The organism is Geodermatophilus sp. URMC 61 (genome assembly GCF_052931555.1).
The window spans coordinates 5,544,667-5,560,028 of sequence record NZ_JBRFHZ010000002.1 but is presented as its reverse complement, the minus strand read 5'-3'; the positions used below and the strand labels follow the sequence as shown (position 1 = coordinate 5,560,028).

The following is a 15,362-nucleotide window of genomic DNA, read 5'->3' as shown; positions in this document are numbered from 1 at the left end:
CGAGCACCGTCTCCGGGCCCGCAGGGACCGGCGCGGCTCTCCTCAGAAGTTGCCGCGCCTGGCCTGCTCCCGCTCGATCGCCTCGAACAGCGCCTTGAAGTTGCCCTTTCCGAAACCGAGCGAGCCGTGTCGCTCGATCAGCTCGAAGAAGACCGTGGGCCGGTCCCCGATCGGCCTGGTGAAGATCTGCAGCAGGTAGCCGTCCTCGTCCCGGTCGACCAGGATGCCGCGCCGCTGCAGCTCCTCGACCGGTACCCGCACGGTGCCGATGCGGGCCCGCAGCTCGGGGTCCTCGTAGTAGGAGTCCGGGGTGGGGAGGAACTCGATGCCTTCGGCGGTCATCGCGTCGACGGTGGCGAGGATGTCGTTGGTCGCCAGTGCCACGTGCTGGGCGCCGGGGCCGCCGTAGAACTCGAGGTACTCGTCGATCTGCGACTTCTTCTTCCCCATCGCGGGCTCGTTCAGCGGGAACTTGACCCGGTGGTTGCCGTTGCTGACGACCTTGCTCATCAGCGCGGAGTAGTCGGTGGCGATGTCCTCGCCGACGAACTCGGCCATGTTGGTGAAGCCCATGACCCGGTTGTAGAAGTCGACCCAGCGGTCCATGGCGCCGAGCTCGACGTTGCCCACGACGTGGTCGATGGCCTGGAACAGCCGCTTCGGCCGTCCGGGTCGCGGCTGGTGACCCGACGTCCGGGCCACGAACCCCGGCAGGTACGGGCCGCTGTAGCGGGAGCGGTCGACCAGTGTGTGCCGGGTGTCGCCGTAGGTGGCGATCGCGGCGACGCGCACGGTGCCGTGCTCGTCGCTGAGGTCGTGCGGTTCCTCGAGGACCGTCGCACCCTGCGCCCGCGCGTGCGCGATGCACGTGTCGACGTCGGGCACCGAGAGCGCGATGTCGCGGATGCCGTCGCCGTGCCGGCGGTGGTGGTCGGCCAGTGGGCTGGCCGGGTCGTAGGCGCCGGTGACGACGAAGCGGGCCGCGCCCGACCGCAGGACGTAGGCGAGGTGGTCACGGTTCCCGGTCTCCGGACCGGAGTAGGCGACCAGCTCCATGCCCAGGGCCGACTGGTAGAAGTGCGCCGTCTGCGTGGCGTTGCCGACGACCCACACCAGCGCGTCCCAGCCGGAGACGGGGAACGGGTCGCCCGAGGCGTCGTACTCGACGAGCCCGACCAGCTGCCGGAGCTGGTCGAGGTCGAGCTGCGCGAGGCGCTCGTCGTCGTTGAGGGTCTGCTCGAGGCTCATGCCGGGCTCCTCCTCCGGACCTCCGTCGGTGTCGTCTGCACCACACACCCGGCGGGGTCGCTGCGCAATGGGCCCTGCACCACCTGGGCCGGCTGCCCATCCAGCCCAGCCGACCGGCTCCTAAGCTGGTCGGACTGCACAGACGACGTCGGAGCAGGAAGGCGTGCGGGATGACCGACGACCGGGGCCTCGACGCCCTCGACGTGGCCCTGCTGGCCGCGCTGGAAGACCACCCCCGCGCCGGGGTCCTCGAGCTGTCCCGGGTCACCGGGGTGGCCCGGGGCACCGTGACCGCGCGCCTGCAGCGCCTGGAGGACGCCAGCGTCGTCACCGGCTACGGGCCCGACGTCGACGTCCGCGCCGCCGGCTTCGGGGTCCAGGCCTTCGTGACCCTCGAGATCGCCCAGGGCGCGATCGACGAGATGCGGCGCGACCTGGAGGCCATCCCCGGCGTCCTGGAGGCGCACGCCACCACCGGCAGCGGCGACGTGCTGTGCCGGGTGGCCGCGCGCTCCCACGAGGCCCTGCAACAGGTCCTCGTCGACCTCAACCGCTCCTCGGCGGTGATGCGCTCGACGAGCGTGGTGGCGCTCTCCGAGCTGGTCCCGTGGCGCACCCGCCCGCTGCTCGAGTCCGCGGCCGCACCGGGCGCGGGCCGGTCGGGCATGCAGCCGAGGGGCGACCGGAGCTCCCCTGCCGGCACCTGACCCGTCGGAGCGTCAGGAACGTCACCTCGCGCCGGTCAGCCCGCGCGAGGTCACCTCGTCGGAAGCCCGCAGCCCGGCGGCGGCCAGCGCGGCAGGCAGCCCCTCGTCGTGGCGCCGGAGACGGGTGATGACGCCGTCGGCCACGAGGAACTCCGAGGCGACGACGGCCCGGCCCCGCTCGGCGCCCGTCGCCGGGTCGGCCCAGGTGGCGTCCTGCTCGACGACCACCGCGCCGTCAGCTCCGCAGAACCAGCGCAGCGGGCGGGCGGTGAACCCGGCCCGGGCCATCCACGGGCGCAGCACCTCGCGGCCGTACACGCTGCCCCGCGGCCCGACCACCTCGAGGTCCGGCGCGCACAGCGCCATGGCGGCCGCGGCGTCGGCCCGGTCCACCGCGTCCAGCCAGGCCTCGACGACCCCGAGCTGTCCCGTCACGACCGCGACCGTAGCCGCCGACCGCATGGAGCGCGGCTGCGCTGGGCACCCCCGGAACCCGCTCGCAGCCGATCCCGGGAGGACCCCGTGACGACCACCCGCACCCGCCGCTGGCGCCTGGCCGCCGTCGGCATCGCGATCGCCGCGACCTCGTTCAGCACCACGGCCTGCGGCTCCGACGTCGTGGACGACGGCGTCGAGCAGGAGGTCGAGGACGCCGGCAACGAGGTCGAGGAGGAGGTCGAGAACACCGACCAGGACAACGACGGCTGACCCGCCCGCCCCGTGACCGAGCTCGCGAGGTCACGCATGGGCAGAGCACCGGCGGGCACGAGGCCGACGAGCGCCAGCGAGGAGGTCGCGTGACCGTACGCCGCACGGGGTACGCGGCCGCCCGTGAGCACCGACGCGACCACCGCCTCGGCCAGCCGCGCGCAGCGGCTCGACCGGCTGCCGTTCACCCGCGAGCACGGCCGGCTCGTGGTGGGCTCCGGCCTGGGCTGGGCGCTGGACGCGATGGACGTCGGCCTCATCTCCTTCGTGATGGCCGCGCTCGCCGTCCAGTGGTCGCTCACCCCCACCGAGCTGTCCTGGATCGGCTCGATCGGCTTCGTCGGGATGGCCCTGGGCGCCACGCTCGGCGGCCTGCTGGCCGACCGCATCGGCCGGCGGCAGGTCTTCGCGCTCACCCTCCTGGTCTTCGGCGTGGCCACCGGCGCCGCCGCGCTCGCGTGGTCGGTGGCCTCGCTGCTGGTGTTCCGGTTCCTCATCGGGCTGGGGCTGGGCGCCGAGCTGCCGGTCGCCTCCACCCTGGTCAGCGAGTTCGCCCCGGCCCGCGTGCGCGGCCGGGTCGTCGTGCTGCTCGAGGCGTTCTGGGCGGTCGGCTGGCTGCTGGCGGCGCTGATCGGCTACCTCGTCGTCCCGCGCAGCGACGCCGGCTGGCGGTGGGCCCTCGCGCTGGGCGCCGTCCCCGCGCTGTACGCGGTCGTGGTGCGCCGCGGGCTGCCCGAGTCCGTACGCTTCCTCGAGCTGCGCGGCCGGACCGACGAGGCCGAGGCCGCGGTGCGCCGCTTCGAGTCGGCGGCCGGGGTGGCGCCGGTGTCGTCGGCCCCGGCGCGGCCGGTCCCGGCCGCGCGGCCGGGCGCGCTGTGGGCGCCGGGCTCCCGGCGGCGGACGGCGGCGCTGTGGACGGTCTGGTTCGGCATCAACTTCGCCTACTACGGCGCCTTCATCTGGCTGCCCACGCTGCTGGTCGCCGCGGGCTTCTCGCTGGTCCGGTCCTTCGGCTTCACGCTGCTCATCACGCTGGCCCAGCTGCCCGGCTACGCCGCCGCGGCGTTCCTCATCGAGCGGTGGGGCCGCCGGCCGACGCTGGTGGTGTTCCTGCTCGGCTCGGCTGCCGGCGCCGGGCTGTTCGCCCTGGCCGACGGGGACACCGCCGTCCTGGTCACGGGCATGGTGCTGTCGTTCTTCAACCTCGGGGCCTGGGGTGCGGTCTACGCCGTGACGCCGGAGGTCTACCCCACCGCGCTGCGTGCGACCGGCGCCGGTGCGGCTGCGGGCTTCGGCCGGATCGCCTCGATCGTCGCGCCGCTGTGCGTGCCGCCGCTGCTGGCCGCCGGCGGCAACGGCCTGGTGTTCGGCACCTTCTCCGCCTTCTTCGTGGTGACCGCACTGGCCGGCTGGGCGCTGCCCGAGCGCCGTGGCGAGGCCCTGGAGGCCGTCGACGGTTGAGGCAGCCCGCCGCAGCCCCACCGTGACCATCGACGTGGTACTCCCCCGGCTGCCGGAGGTGGCCGGCAACCCCGCCGGCCTGCTCAGCGCCGCCGTCGCGGCCCTGCTCACCGCCCTGGTCTCCCTGCGACTGCGCCCACACCGGCCGGGTACACCGGGCCCGGCGCGGGTAGCGGCCCTGCATGGCTGAGCCCACCCGGAACCGTCTGCAGGGTCTGAGGGTCGCCGTCACCGGCGCCACCGGCAACGTGGGGACGGCGTTGCTGCGCCGGCTCACCGCGCCCGGCAGCGGAGTGGCCGAGGTGCGGGGGATGGCCCGGCGGGAACCCCCGTCGATCGCGCCCTACGACGGCGTCCGGTGGCACCTGGCCGACCTCGGCGAGACCCGCAGCGAGCACGAGCTCACCCGCTTCCTCGACGGCGTCGACGCCGTCGTCCACCTGGCCTGGGCGCTGCAGCCGGGCCGTCAGCCCGAACGGCTGCACCGGGTCAACGTCGACGGCACCCGCCGCCTGGCGCGCGCCGCGGCCGGCGCGGGCGTCCAGCACTTCGTGCACATGTCCTCGCTGGGCGCCTACGCCCCCGGCGGCGGCGACCGGAAGGTCGCCGAGGACTGGCCGGTCACCGGCATCCCCAGCTCCCAGTACAGCCGGGACAAGTCCCAGGCCGAGCTGGCCGTCCGTGAGCTGCTCGGCTCCCGCGAGGGGACGACGCTGACCGTGGTGCGCCCGACGCTGGTGCTGCAGCCGGAGGCGAGCAGCGAGATCGGCCGCTACTTCCTCGGGCCGCTGCTGTTCGGCGCCGCCCGCCTGCTGCCCGGGTCCGTGGCCAGGCTGCTGCCGCTGCCCCTGCCGTCGCTGCGGGTGCAGGTCGTGCACGCCGACGACGTCGCCGACGCTCTGGTCGCGATGCTCGACCGCCGCGCCCCCGGGCCGTTCAACCTCGCCGCCGAGCCCACCTTCGACGCCGACTCGCTCGGCCGCGTCCTCGGCACGGTGCGGGTGCCCGTCCCGGCCACCGTGCTGCGGACGACGCTGTCGGCGGCCTTCCACGCCCGCGTCCTGCCCACCGAGCCCGGCTGGCTCGACCTGGCCCTGCAGGCGCCGGCACTGGACAGCTCCCGTGCCCGCCGGCTGCTGGAGTGGTCGCCGCAGCACGCCGGGGACGAGGTGCTGCGGCAGTTCGTCGCCGCGCTCGGCCGCGGCGAGGGTGCGCCGGGCCCGCTGCTGAGCCCGGCCGGCGGCCCCGAGCGCGACCCCGGCGGCGACCCGGCCAACGTGCCCGGCCCGCGTGCGACCTGAGGAGTGTCGGTGCCAGGTCGGCTCCCGGGACGTCCAGGCGCCGACCGGGCGGTCCGTGGGTCCGAACACCCCGGCCGCCGCTCGGGAGGGCAGCGCGGCCACGATCCCCTGGGCATGCGCCGGAAGGGGGTCGGGTCGTCCTCGGTTGACCAGCCGCGCGGTCAGCTCGCGGGCGGCCGCAGCGACCGCGGCCGGCGCCTCGGTGCGGACGGCGGCGTCGACCAGTGGAAGGCCCCGCCCCCCTCACCCCTCGCAGGCTCGCAGCGGGACCCTGCAGGAGGGCCTGCGGACGGGTCGCCATGAGGGCAGGAGGGTCCTCCGTCAGCTCCGCGGCATGCCGGCGTCGCGCAGCAGCCCGCCGCCGATGATCACCCGCTGCACCTCGCTGGTGCCCTCGTAGAGCCGGTAGAGCCGGGCGTCGCGGTAGAAGCGCTCGACCGGCGTCGTCCGCAGGTAGCCCAGGCCGCCGTGCACCTGCACCGCGCGGTCGACGGCGCGGCCCACCATCTCGGTGCAGAACAGCTTCGCCGACGACGGGCCGATCGAGGTGTCCTCGCCGGTGTCGTAGCGGGCGGCGACGTCGCGCACCATCGCCCGGCCGGCCAGCAGCTCGGCGTGGATGTCGGCGATCTGGGCCTGCACCAGCTGGAACCGACCGATGGGGGCGCCCCCCTGCTCGGCGGTCGCGGCGTAGGCCACCGACTCGTCGAGCACCCGCTGGGCCATGCCGACGCAGAGGGCGGCGATGTGCAGCCGGCCGCGGGAGAGCACGGTGAGCGCCTTCGAGTAGCCGCGGCCCTCCTCGCCGATGAGCGCGTCGGCGGGCACGCGGGCGTCGTCGAAGAAGACCTCCGCGGTCCACGCGCCGGCCTGGCCCATCTTGCGGTCCTTCGGGCCGACGGTGACCCCGGGCGCCCGCGCGTCGACGACGAAGCTGGAGATGCCGCGACCGCCCTTCTGCGACGGGTCGCTGCGGGCGAAGACGACGAACAGGTCGGCGATCGGCGCGTTGGTGATGTAGCGCTTGGCCCCGTTGAGCACCCAGCCGTCGCCGTCCCGGCGGGCGGTGCTGCGCAACCCCGCGGGATCCGAGCCGGCCTCGGCCTCGGTCAGCGCGAACGAGCCGATCAGCTCGCCCGCGGCCAGCCGCGGCAGATACGCCTTCTTCTGCTCCTCGCTGCCGAACGTGGCGATCACCTGGCCGGCGATGCCGTTGTTGGTGCCGAACAGCGAACGGAACGCCGGGGTCGTGTAGCCGAACTCGAAGGCCAGCTCGACGTCCTCGGCCATGGTGACGCCCAGGCCGCCGTGCTCCTCGGGCAGCGCGTAGCCGAACAGGCCCATCTCGGCGGCCTGGGCACGCAGCTCGTCGGGGATGCGGTCCTCGTCCTCGATGCGTTCCTCGAGCGGGACGACGACCTCCCGCACGAGCTGCCGGACGGCGTCCCTGACCTGGCGGAAGTCCTCGGCGTCCACGGCGCCATGGTGCCGCGCGTCACGGCTGGCTGCGGCAGCGGGTCTCCGGCGACACGCCAGAGCGCTGCGCAGTCACCCGGGCACGTTGGGTTGTAGGCGTGGGTCCACCGCACTACGGTCGTGCCGGACCGCCCGAAACCGACGGCGGTGCAGCGCACCTGGTCGGAGCCCCCGTGCCGCACCTGCAGATCGCTCTGGTCCGCGCGCCGGACCAGGTCGTCGTCCGGCTGACCGGCGACGTGGACCTCCCGGCCGTCGGGCGGCTCACGCAGGCTCTGCAGGAGGCCGCCGTCGCCGGACGCGGGGCGGTCGTCGTGGACGTCGCCGGCGCACACTTCCGTGACTGCTCCGGCCTGCGAGCGCTGGCCGTCTTCTCCGACGCGCTCGTGCCCGCCGGCCGCTCCTGCCGGGTCGTGGGCGCCCCCGCGGCCACCCGCCGCCTGGTCCGCTCCGCGGGGCTCGGCGACCGGCTCGAGCTCGACGGGCCCGTGGACGAGGTCGGCCCACCTCCCGCCGTCCCCCTGCCCACGCCGCGCACGCCGTCCTCGGCGCGCCGCGTGGCGCTGCCGTACCAGGTACGGCCCGCGCGGCGCGCCGAGGAGCGGCCGCTCCGGCGGCGCGTCCGCCCGGGCACGCTGCGCCGCTGGCGCTGAAAGTGGACCCGGGACGGCGACTCCTCAGGCGAGGGCGTCCAGGCGGGCCATGTCCTCGTCGGAGAGGTGCAGCTGGGTCGCCGCCAGGTTCTCCGTCAGGTGCTCGACGGACTTGGTGCCGGGGATCGGCAGCACGACCGGCGACTTGTGCAGCAGCCAGGCCAGCGCCACCTGGGACGGCGTGGCGTCCAGCTCCCGGGCGATGTCGGCGACCGGACTGTCCGGCGCGGCCAGGTCACCGGTCGCGATCGGGAACCACGGGATGAAGCCGATGCCGTGCTCGGTGGCGTAGTCCAGGACGTCCTGCGACTGGCGGTTGGTCAGGTTGTACAGGTTCTGCACGCTGACGACCTCGACGATCTCGCGGGCCTGCTCCAACTCGGCCACCGAGACCTCGGAGACGCCGATGTGGCGGACCTTGCCCTCGTCCTGCAGCTCCTTGAAGGCGCCGAGCTGGTCGGCCAGCGGCACCTCGGCGTCGATGCGGTGCAGCTGGATGAGGTCGATGCGCTCCAGCCTGAGGGTGCGCAGCGACAGCTCCACCTGCTGCTTGAGGTAGGCCGGGCGACCGACCGGGGTCCAGATGCCCGGGCCCTGCCGGGTCAGGCCGGCCTTGGTCGCGATGACCAGGCCCTCCGGGTACGGGTGCAGCGCCTCGGCGATGATCCGCTCGCTGACCACCGGGCCGTAGGAGTCGGCGGTGTCGATGAAGTCCACGCCCTGCTCGACGGCGGCGCGCACCACCCCGCGGGCGTTGTCCGGGTCGGCCGGCTCGCCCCAGACGCCAGGGCCGGGCAGCTGCATGGCGCCGTAACCGAGGCGGTGGACGGGCAGGTCCCCGCCGATCGAGAAGGTGTCACTGGGCGCGACCGTGGTCATGCTGCCTCCAGGGGTCGGCCCGCGGCCGGGTGCCACGGGGTCTGCAGTCCGCGGCAGCACCCGCACCGGGCGTTGCTCTTCCAGGATGTGACCGCCGACACAGTCAGGAGGGCCCATGGGCGAGATCGTGGTGCTGCGGCACGGGCAGACCGAGTGGAGCCTCAGCGGCCAGCACACCAGCGTCACCGACCTGCCGCTGCTGCCCGAGGGTGAGGAGCAGGCTCGCCGGCTGCGCGGGCACTTCGGGGACCGCCGGTTCGTCGCGGTCTGGGTGAGCCCGCGGCTGCGGGCCCGGCGGACCGCCGAGCTGGCCGGGCTGACGCCCACCGGCACCGACGAGGACCTCGTGGAGCTCGACTACGGCGGCTACGAGGGCCGGACGACGGCCGCGATCAGCGAGGAGATGGGCCGCACCTGGTCGATCTGGGTGGACGGCACCATCCCCGGGGACACGCCGGGCGAGACGCCGCAGGACGTCGGCGTGCGGGTGGACCGGGTGCTCGACCGGGCCCGGCCGTTGCTCGCCGACGGCGACGTCATGCTGGTCGCCCACGGGCACGTGCTGCGCATCCTCACCGCCCGGTGGCTGGGGCTGGAGCCCAAGGCGGGGGCGCTGCTCGCGCTACCGGCCGGTTCCTACGGCGTCCTCGGGCACGAGCACGCCCGGCCGGTGCTCACCGGCTGGGGCCTGCACTGACCCGCGCGACCGGCGGCGGGACGGGCCGGCCGAACAGCCAGCCCTGACCCAGGTCCGCGCCGAGCCGGGTCACCTCGTCGGCGATCTGCTCGGTCTCCACGCCCTCGGCCACGACCTGGGCGCCCAGGGTGTGCGCGAGCTCGACGACCGAGCGGACCATCGTGCGCGCGCCGTCGTCGGGGAGCGCCTGCACCAGCGGCCGGCCCAGCTTGACGACGTCCGGCCGCACGGTGGCCATCAGCGAGCGGCTCGACCAGCCCGCCGCGACGTCGTCCAGCGCGACCCGCCAGCCCCGCGACCGGTGGTGCTCGAGCACCGAGAGCAGGTGCCCCCGGTCCCGGACGGCGGAGACCTCGCCGACCTCGACGACCAGCCGGGACGGGTCGATCCCCGCGTCCTCCAGCGCCTGCGCGGTGCCGGCCAGGTCGACCTGCGGGCGGTGCACCGACGCCGGGTCGGAGTTGACGAAGAGGTCGGCGCCCCCGAGCCAGGGCGCCGCCCCGGTGATCGCCGACTCGCGGCCGATCCGGTCCAGCCGGGGCAGCCAGCCGGCGGACTCGGCGACGAAGAAGAGGTCCTCGCCGCCGACCTCCTGGCCGTCGACCGTCCCCCGCAGCAGCGCCTCCTGCGCGACCACGGTGCGGTCGGTCAGCCGGACGATCGGCTGGTACACCGACCACAGCTCGGCCTCGGCCAGCAGGCCGATCTCCGCGGTGACGCCGCGGCGGGCCAGCTCCACGGCCAGCGTGGGCGCGGTGAGCAGTCGGGCGGCCAGGGCCGGTCCGCCGTCGGGCGGGTCGGTGGCCACCCGCAGGTCCTCGGCCTCCGCCGTCGTCAGCTCGCGGGCCAGCCGGCGGAACAGCCGGTCGACGCCGCGGCCGCCGTCCTCGTCGTCGAGGTCGAGCAGGTCCGGGACAGCCGACACCGTCAGCCCCAGTCCCCGCGCCGTCCGGGCCACCTCGGAGAGCAGGTGGGCGTCGGAGGTCGCCAGCAGGACCCGGGTGACCCGCCCGGGCAGGTGCCAGTACTCCCGGCGCCGGAGTCGTCCGTCGGTGCTCGCCACCGCACGAGGATGACCGAGGGCCGCAACCCGACTCGACAGGCGCGCGGTCGGCCATGATGGCTGTGGGCAACCCGGAGTGGCGACATGCAGCCCCAGACCTGTCGTCGTCGCTCACTTGAATGTCTAAGGTCAGCTCATGGTGCTTGTGCAAGAGGCCGGGCCGGTGCGCTCCTCGCGCGGCGGACGTCCCCGGGACCCGAGCCGGGACGACGTGATCCGGGCGGCGATCCTGCGCCTGCTGGCGGAGGTCGGGTACGGCGCGCTGACGATGGACGCGGTGGCCGCCGAAGCCGGCGTCGGCAAGGCGACCATCTACCGCCGCTGGCGGACCAAGCACGACCTGGTGGTCGACACGCTCTCCGACATCAACCGGGCGATCGCCGTCCCGCCGGACACCGGGTCCGTGGAGACCGACGTGCGGGCGCTCATGGACCTGGTCGTCACCACGGTGCAGAGCCCGGCCGGTGCAGCGATCCGCTCGCTGCTGCCGGCGATGCAGTACCAGCCGGCACTGGTCGAGGCCTTCCAGAAGGGCCCGCTGGCCGTCTGGCGCAGTGCCTTCTCCGCGATGTGGGCCCGGGCCGAGGAGCGCGGCGAGGTACGTCCCGGCATGGACCGCTCGGTGACGGCGGAGGCCATCAGCGCGCTGATCGTCCAGCGCTGGCTGCTGACCGGCGAGCCGCTGGACACCGCCTACGTCGACGAGGTGTTCGAGACCATCGTCCTGCCGCTGCTGCGCAACGCGCGCCCGGCGGCCGGCTGACTCACCAGCCCAGCGTCCCCGGCTCGCCCTTGAAGGGGCCGACGACCTCGTCGGTGATCCACCCGCCGTAGAAGTCGCCGGCCTGCGCCCGCACGGTCTCGCCGTCGACCAGCGCGCGGTCCACCCGGCTCGGGTAGAAGGCGACCGCTCCGCGCAGGGCGGTGTAGCCCTCGACCGGGTCCTCGTAGGACCAGGCCACACCCGGGTACCGCCGTCCGTCGACGACGGCGTCCCAGTAGGTCGCCGCGCCCTTCCACTCGCACCACGAGCTGCCGGCCGCGCGCTGCAGGACGCCCTCGACGACGTCCTCGCGGGGGACGTAGTAGACCGGCGGGTGGCTGGTCTCGCAGACGCGCACCGCGCGGTCGGTGCTCGCCACCACCCGGCCGCCGAGCTCGACGACGACCCGCCGCCCGGTCACCTCGGCCGAGGGCGGGCGCGGGTAGTCCCAGACCGACTCCTGACCCGGACCGACCGGATCGGGGCGCGGACGGCGCACGTCAGTCGTTGCGGTGCCGGACCTTCTGGACCACGACGAGGGTCATGAGCAGGCCGACCGCGCCGATCGCCGCCATCCCCACCGGTGTCTGCAGGAACTGCTGGACGGCGGCCTGGCCCTGCGCCTTCAGTCGCTGCGGGCTGCTCCGGAAGACCAGCTGGTCCAGGGTCGCCGCGAGCGACTCACGGGCGGCGTCGATCTCCAGCTGGATCTGGCGAGGGTCGCGAGGCACGGCCGACAGCCTGCCAGACCGGACCGCCCAGGGCGCGCCCGTCGGCCGGAGGCCACCCGCACGGGCGGCTCCGGGAACCCGCTGGCCCCGCTCCCTATGCTCGGGAGTCACGCGGGAGTGGTGTAACGGCAGCCACGCCAGACTTAGGATCTGGTGCCTTCGGGCGTGGGGGTTCGACTCCCCCCTCCCGCACTCAGCTCGATCGCCGGGCCGACGCTGGGGACGCGGACCCGTCGACGTCGACCCCCCGGTCCGGCCGGCGGACGGACGTCGCACGGGTCGACCGGGGCGCGACCAGGTCCCCTCAGCTGCGTTCGTGGACAGCAGCGCGACGTGCGCGACCGACGTCGGCCTCCGCTCCTCTGGAGGATCCTCCAGCCGGCCACCGGGCCTGCACCTCAGCGGCCCACGCGTCCTCACCCCGCCCACCCGACGGCCCGGACGACCACCACCAGCACCCGGCCCGGATGCCGACCTCCGACCGTTCCACCGCCCGCACGAGGGGTGAGGGCACGTCGTTTCGAGAGCAGGATCACAGGGCTGCATCACCGCAGGTCAGCGGCTCGCTGAGCGTGAGCGATCCCGGACGGGTAGCAACAGGAGCCCGTAGCCTGGTGGGGAGGCCCGTCGCGCACCGCTGCCCGGCCCGGCCGATCCCCCCTCACCTCCATCGACCCCGTCGGAGCTCATGACCTCCCCGCGCACCGAGACGACCGACCGAACCGAACTGATCGAGGACAAGGACAAGCCGAAGAGCGCCCAGCTGAGCGCCACCCAGGTGGCCGCCGGCGCCTTGGCCGCGGTGTCCTCGGCCGTGGTGGCCTCCTTCTTCGGCCTCGCCGGCACCCTGATCGGCGCCGCACTGGCCAGCGTGATCAGCACCGTCAGCGCCGCCCTCTACAGCAGCTCCCTGCAGAAGACCAACGAGAAGCTGCGGCGCGCCCGTGGCCAGCTCACCGGGCGCCAGTCCCGGGTCGAGGAGACCAGGGTCGCCCCGGCTGCCACGGCCGATCCCGTGACCAAGGTGCTGCCCGCCCACCTCGATCCACGCCGCGCTCCCGAGCGACGTCCCCGGCCTCGCTGGGCGAAGGTGGCCGTCTACGCCGCCGCCGTGTTCGTCATCGCCATGGGCATCGTCACCGGGATCGAGTTCATCGGCCAGAAGCCGGTGTCCGCGCTGGTCAGCGGCACGGAGACGTCGCGGACGACGACGATCGACGCCATCACCAACACGTCGTCGTCCTCCGACCACCAGGACGAGGACCCGTCGTCGCCGTCCTCCCCCACCACCACCGCGCCGGCGACCGAGACCAGCGCGCCGGCGACCGGCTCCGACGAGGACTCGACGTCGGAGGAGGAGGCGTCCGACAGCGAGCCGACCGGGTCGGCGACGCCGACGCGGACCTCCGAGGCGGAGCCGACCACCGGCAGCCAGCCGACGGGCTCGTCGGAGGGTTCGTCCCGGCAGGGCTCCTCGCAGGACTCGTCGTCGGAGGACACCTCCCCGGCCGCCGGGGTCGAACCGACCCCCTGACCCGACGCGGAGACGCCCGCGGCCCCGGTGCTCACCGGGGCCGCGGGCGTCCGTGCGTTCAGGCCCGGATCGGGAGTGTCGCGTCGAACCAGACCTCGAGCTGCTCGGCGGCCATCGGCCGGCACACGTGGTGGCCCTGGGCCACGTCGCAGCCCATCGCGCCCAGGCTGTCCCAGGTCACCTCGTCCTCGACGCCCTCGGCGACGGTGGTCAGGCCGAGGTTGTGCCCGAGCTCGACCACCGACCGCACGATGAGCGCGTTGCTCGGGTCGGCCGCCATCGACGCGACGAACGAGCGGTCGATCTTCAGCTGGTGCACCGGCAGGTCCTTCAGCTGCGCCAGGGACGTGTAGCCGGCGCCGAAGTCGTCGATCGAGAGGGTGACGCCGCGGTCGGCCAGCCCGGTGAGGATCCGCCGGGCCCGGTCCGGGTCGCCGGTGATCGCGCTCTCGGTGACCTCGAGCTCCAGGCAGGACGCCGGCACCCGCCAGCGTGCCAGCCGCTCCTGCACCTCCTCGACGAAGTGCTCGTCGAGGAGGTTGCGCGCCGAGACGTTGACCGCCACGGTCAGCACCCGGCCGGCCTCTCGCCACCGGGCGCACTGCTCCAGGGCGGCGTCCAGCACGTACCGGGTCAGCGGCCGGATGAGCGGCGTCCGCTCGGCGAGCGGGATGAAGTCGCCGGGCGGGACCAGACCGCGCTGCGGGTGCGCCCAGCGCACCAGCGCCTCGACACCGCAGACGTCGGCACCGGGCAGCGCGACCTTCGGCTGGTAGTGCAGGACCAGCTCGCCGGTGTCGATCGCCCGGCGCAGCTGGCCGAGCAGACCCAACCGCTCGGGGGTGTGGTCGTTGAGCGAGTCGTCGTAGACGCAGACCCCCAGGCCCCGGTCCTTGGCCGAGTACATCGCGATGTCGGCGTTCTGCAGCAGCGACTCGACGTCGTCCCCCTGCGGGCCGGACAGCGCGACGCCGATGCTGGCGTCGACGTCCAGCGCAACGCCCCTGACCTCGATGGGCGCCTCCAGCGCGGCCAGCGCGCGGACCGCCAGCAGCTGCGCGGACTCCTCGTCGGCCACGCTCGGCAGCAGGATGGCGAACTCGTCACCGCCGAGCCGCGCCACCGTGTCGGTGCCGCGGACCGTGGCACGCAGCCGGTCGGCGACCACCTGCAGGACGACGTCGCCGTGGGCGTGGCCGAGGGTGTCGTTGATCTCCTTGAACCGGTCCAGGTCGATGAGCACCAGCCCCACCGCGCCGCCGTCCGGACCGGCCAGCGCGTCGTCCGCGCGCCGGCGCAGCAGGGTGCGGTTGGGCAGCCCGGTCAGCGTGTCGTGCAGTGCCTGCTGGCGGTTGCGCTCGGCCTGCGCCGCGGTCTCGCGCCGGCTGCGGGTGAGGACCAGGGTGAACCAGGCGACCAGTGCGAGGCCGACGCCGAAGAGCACCGGCGTGGCGACGAGCAGGACCTGCTGGACGTCCCGCATGAACTCCAGCGACTCGCCGACCTCGGCCCAGTGCCGCTCTGCCTCCGCCTGGATCTCGTCCCGGAGCGCGTCGAAGTGGGGGTCGACGTAGGCGTCCTCGAACTCCTCGGCGATGCCACGGTCTCCCGCAGCGGCGGCCAGGAGCATCCGGACCGCGTGCTCGTAGCGGGCGTGCAGCCGCAGCCACTCCCCGACCGGGTGGTCGTGGTGGTCGGCCCCGACGGAGCCCATCGCCTCGATGGCCGTGCGGGTGGCCGCGCGGGTCTCCTCGTACGCGGCGCGGAGCTCGGCGTCCGGTGCGACCGCGAGCCGGTCGACCAGCTCCTCCTGCCACATCAGCGAGCGCTCGGCCGTCTTGGACCACTCCGAGACCCTGGCGCTGCCCTCGACGTCCGCCGAGGCCCGGGCGTTGGTCACCGCTGCGGTCACCGAGAAGGCGGTGAGCACCAGCAGGACGACGACCAGGCCGGCGGTCGCGGCGTGGGTCGACGACCGCGGGCCGCGCCGTGCCCGGGTCGTGGGCAGGCGCTGGGCGGCGGTACGGCTGGGCCAACGGCTGCGGTGCATGGTCCCTCGTCGTCGCTCTACCCGCCCGGTGCGGGTGTCGCGACGGGGATCGGGTGTCCGCCCGGTCGGCTGCAGTCGGCAGCCGCGCTCG

17 protein-coding genes and 1 tRNA gene are annotated in these 15,362 nt (G+C 74.5%); 10 read left to right on the top strand and 8 right to left on the bottom strand.

Annotation, left to right across the window (positions count from 1 at the left end; all coding sequences use genetic code 11):
• Positions 1–42 precede the first annotated feature (42 nt).
• Positions 43–1,248, bottom strand: coding sequence for a 4-hydroxyphenylpyruvate dioxygenase (hppD, locus tag ACU610_RS26200; protein WP_446770611.1), 1,206 nt, complete (start codon positions 1,246–1,248; stop codon positions 43–45).
• 170 nt (positions 1,249–1,418) lie between these two features.
• Here hppD and ACU610_RS26195 point away from each other — a divergent pair, with 170 nt between their 5' ends.
• Positions 1,419–1,955 (top strand): Lrp/AsnC family transcriptional regulator, encoded by a 537-nt coding sequence (locus ACU610_RS26195; RefSeq protein WP_446770610.1) that lies wholly within the window; start codon positions 1,419–1,421, stop codon positions 1,953–1,955.
• Between the two features lie 21 nt (positions 1,956–1,976).
• On the opposite strand, the gene ACU610_RS26190 is transcribed toward ACU610_RS26195, so the two are convergent.
• Positions 1,977–2,390, bottom strand: a complete 414-nt coding sequence (locus tag ACU610_RS26190) for a nuclear transport factor 2 family protein (RefSeq protein ID WP_446770609.1) — start codon at positions 2,388–2,390, stop codon at positions 1,977–1,979.
• Positions 2,391–2,477: 87 nt separating this feature from the next.
• On the opposite strand from ACU610_RS26190, the gene ACU610_RS26185 reads away from it, so the two are divergent.
• The 4 genes from ACU610_RS26185 to ACU610_RS26170 all read left to right on the top strand — a co-directional run bounded on the left by ACU610_RS26185 (position 2,478) and on the right by ACU610_RS26170 (position 5,425).
• Positions 2,478–2,663, top strand: coding sequence for a hypothetical protein (locus ACU610_RS26185; protein WP_446770608.1), 186 nt, complete (start codon positions 2,478–2,480; stop codon positions 2,661–2,663).
• Between the two features lie 123 nt (positions 2,664–2,786).
• Positions 2,787–4,124, top strand: a complete 1,338-nt coding sequence (locus ACU610_RS26180) for an MFS transporter (protein WP_446770607.1) — start codon at positions 2,787–2,789, stop codon at positions 4,122–4,124.
• Between the two features lie 22 nt (positions 4,125–4,146).
• Positions 4,147–4,314: a hypothetical protein gene (locus tag ACU610_RS26175; protein WP_446770606.1), complete on the top strand. Its 168-nt coding sequence runs from the start codon at positions 4,147–4,149 to the stop codon at positions 4,312–4,314.
• A complete protein-coding gene (locus tag ACU610_RS26170) occupies positions 4,307–5,425 on the top strand; it encodes an NAD-dependent epimerase/dehydratase family protein (protein ID WP_446770605.1) in 1,119 nt (372 codons plus the stop codon). Before ACU610_RS26175 ends, ACU610_RS26170 begins: the two co-directional genes overlap by 8 nt.
• Positions 5,426–5,746: 321 nt before the next feature.
• On the opposite strand, the gene ACU610_RS26165 is transcribed toward ACU610_RS26170, so the two are convergent.
• Entirely contained in the window at positions 5,747–6,901 is a 1,155-nt protein-coding gene (locus ACU610_RS26165) for an acyl-CoA dehydrogenase family protein (protein ID WP_446770604.1), read from the bottom strand.
• 173 nt (positions 6,902–7,074) lie between these two features.
• Between ACU610_RS26165 and ACU610_RS26160 the strand changes: the two genes are divergently transcribed.
• Positions 7,075–7,554, top strand: a complete 480-nt coding sequence (locus ACU610_RS26160; RefSeq protein ID WP_446770603.1) for an STAS domain-containing protein — start codon at positions 7,075–7,077, stop codon at positions 7,552–7,554.
• Between the two features lie 24 nt (positions 7,555–7,578).
• Here the strand turns inward: ACU610_RS26160 and ACU610_RS26155 are convergent, their stop codons facing one another.
• A complete protein-coding gene (locus ACU610_RS26155) occupies positions 7,579–8,433 on the bottom strand; it encodes an aldo/keto reductase (protein ID WP_446770602.1) in 855 nt (284 codons plus the stop codon).
• A gap of 115 nt (positions 8,434–8,548) precedes the next feature.
• Between ACU610_RS26155 and ACU610_RS26150 the strand changes: the two genes are divergently transcribed.
• Positions 8,549–9,130, top strand: a complete 582-nt coding sequence (locus tag ACU610_RS26150) for a histidine phosphatase family protein (RefSeq protein WP_446770601.1) — start codon at positions 8,549–8,551, stop codon at positions 9,128–9,130.
• Here the strand turns inward: ACU610_RS26150 and ACU610_RS26145 are convergent.
• Positions 9,108–10,193, bottom strand: coding sequence for an EAL domain-containing protein (locus tag ACU610_RS26145; RefSeq protein ID WP_446770600.1), 1,086 nt, complete (start codon positions 10,191–10,193; stop codon positions 9,108–9,110). The two genes, ACU610_RS26150 and ACU610_RS26145, sit on opposite strands and share 23 nt — an antisense overlap.
• Positions 10,194–10,329: 136 nt before the next feature.
• Between ACU610_RS26145 and ACU610_RS26140 the strand changes: the two genes are divergently transcribed.
• Complete coding sequence (locus tag ACU610_RS26140) at positions 10,330–10,956, top strand: TetR/AcrR family transcriptional regulator (protein ID WP_446770599.1); 627 nt, start codon at positions 10,330–10,332, stop codon at positions 10,954–10,956.
• Between the two features lies 1 nt (position 10,957).
• On the opposite strand, the gene ACU610_RS26135 is transcribed toward ACU610_RS26140, so the two are convergent.
• Together ACU610_RS26135 and ACU610_RS26130 are read right to left on the bottom strand one after the other, a co-directional pair.
• Entirely contained in the window at positions 10,958–11,455 is a 498-nt protein-coding gene (locus ACU610_RS26135; protein WP_446770598.1) for a DUF427 domain-containing protein, read from the bottom strand.
• Position 11,456: 1 nt separating this feature from the next.
• On the bottom strand, positions 11,457–11,687 hold the full coding sequence (locus tag ACU610_RS26130) for a DUF3618 domain-containing protein (RefSeq protein ID WP_446770597.1): 231 nt from the start codon (positions 11,685–11,687) through the stop codon (positions 11,457–11,459).
• A 111-nt stretch (positions 11,688–11,798) separates the two neighbouring features.
• Between ACU610_RS26130 and ACU610_RS26125 the strand changes: the two genes are divergently transcribed.
• Positions 11,799–11,879 (top strand) — tRNA-Leu (locus ACU610_RS26125).
• Positions 11,880–12,375: 496 nt separating this feature from the next.
• Positions 12,376–13,221 carry a hypothetical protein gene (locus ACU610_RS26120; protein WP_446770596.1) on the top strand — a complete coding sequence of 282 codons (846 nt, stop codon included), beginning with the start codon at positions 12,376–12,378 and terminating at the stop codon, positions 13,219–13,221.
• Positions 13,222–13,279: 58 nt separating this feature from the next.
• Here the strand turns inward: ACU610_RS26120 and ACU610_RS26115 are convergent, their stop codons facing one another.
• Positions 13,280–15,271, bottom strand: a complete 1,992-nt coding sequence (locus ACU610_RS26115) for a putative bifunctional diguanylate cyclase/phosphodiesterase (protein ID WP_446770595.1) — start codon at positions 15,269–15,271, stop codon at positions 13,280–13,282.
• Between the last annotated feature and the right edge of the window lie 91 nt (positions 15,272–15,362).